This is a genomic window from Streptomyces sp. SID12501 (assembly GCF_010550245.1).
Taxonomy (GTDB): domain Bacteria; phylum Actinomycetota; class Actinomycetes; order Streptomycetales; family Streptomycetaceae; genus Streptomyces.
This window is the reverse complement of the sequence record NZ_JAAGLU010000127.1, coordinates 1-1,052: the sequence shown is the minus strand read 5'-3', so window position 1 is coordinate 1,052 and position 1,052 is coordinate 1. Positions and strand designations below refer to the sequence as shown.

The window sequence follows — 1,052 nt, the reverse complement described above, 5'->3', positions numbered from 1 at the left end:
GCCGCCCGGCTTGGGGATCTTGCGTTCCCTCACCGGAAGCGGCCGGAACGATCCGGTCTTCAGGGCCGCACGCAGGGCTGTCAGGAATCCCGGAGTCGAGGCGGCGTCGGCGGCCGTCAGGCCGTCCACGCCGGCTGTCCGGGCTCCTTTGTTGCCCGCGACCCGGTCGAACGCCATCATCAGCGTCGCCGGGTCGTGCACGAAGTTGAACAGGCCATCGAACCGGCGGCCGGGATCGGCCACCGTCCAACGGTGAGGCTTGGTCTGCATCTCCAGTACCCGACCCGAGGACCCCAGCGGGGCCGGTCCGACCGGAGCGCCGCCGTTCGGCGGTGCGTCTTCTGGCATTGCAGTCTCCTTCCCTTCTCGTAACTGCTGCCGCCCTTCCCCCTGTTCCGGGCTTTCCCCGGCTCCGAGTACTACGGCGGCTCCGCCCCGTCCCGGTCCGATCAGCGGTCGATGCGCTCAGCCCGGCCGGCATGCTGGAGGCAGGCGACGGGGCGAGGTTCGGGACGGTTCCCGTGTTCACTGTGGTTCGCTCGATGGAGTAGGAGCCCGACTGTGTCCCTGCGGCATCGCCACGAGTACGCCGCAGGCTTTCCTCGTGGCCTCCCGGCCAGCTCTTGAAGACCGACCCAGGAGTTGTCAGACCACCCGAAAGGATGACCTGGATACGCACCGCTACCGGCCCTGATCCGCCAGGTTCGAGCCGGAGTCACTTTAAGAGACGTAAAACGCCGGTTCCTCGTGTACTCCTCTCCATCACGCTCGCCGGACCCGCCCCATCTGGCAGTACTGGATACGTCCCGGCTTTGTCAGGGCCGCTCTCGCCCTCCCCAGCATCACCCGGATCAGGCTGCCCTCAGCTTCAACCCGACTGCTGCGACAGCAGGTTGGTGCAGGTCTTCCACCTCCACTCGAACCAACAGCGCCTCACGGCGCAACCAAGATCTGTGACAGACCACAACTGTCACGGGCAAAGCCAGCTGGCGGAGAGCGCTACTCGAACTGCCCCGGCCGGAAGACGACGCGACGTGAGACTCACGTCATCT

The 1,052-nt window shown here is 66.5% G+C and carries 1 pseudogene; it reads right to left on the bottom strand.

The annotated features are described in order from the left end of the window. A pseudogene (locus G3I71_RS44755) lies at positions 1–348 on the bottom strand (group II intron reverse transcriptase/maturase); the annotation flags it as partial. Positions 349–1,052 lie beyond the last annotated feature (704 nt).